At 47.3% G+C, this 243-nt stretch carries 1 rRNA gene; it reads left to right on the top strand.

Annotated features, from left to right (window positions below):
• Positions 1-243 (top strand): 23S ribosomal RNA (locus KJQ99_RS10270); the annotation flags it as partial.

The raw sequence follows: 243 nt of genomic DNA, 5'->3' as shown, positions 1-243 counted from the left end.
GAAATAGAACCTGAAACCATTTGCTTACAATCATTCAGAGCCCTATGTAGCAATACAGGGTGATGGACTGCCTTTTGCATAATGAGCCTGCGAGTTGTGGTGTCTGGCAAGGTTACGCTAACGTGAAGCCGTAGCGAAAGCGAGTCTTAATAGGGCGATAAGTCAGATGCTGCAGACCCGAAACGAAGTGATCTATCCATGAGCAGGTTGAAGCTAGTGTAAGAACTAGTGGAGGACCCAACC

Source organism: Campylobacter sp. 2018MI13 (genome assembly GCF_018501135.1).
In the GTDB taxonomy this organism is placed as follows: Bacteria; Campylobacterota; Campylobacteria; order Campylobacterales; family Campylobacteraceae; genus Campylobacter_E.
This window is presented reverse-complemented; position numbering and strand designations above follow the sequence as displayed.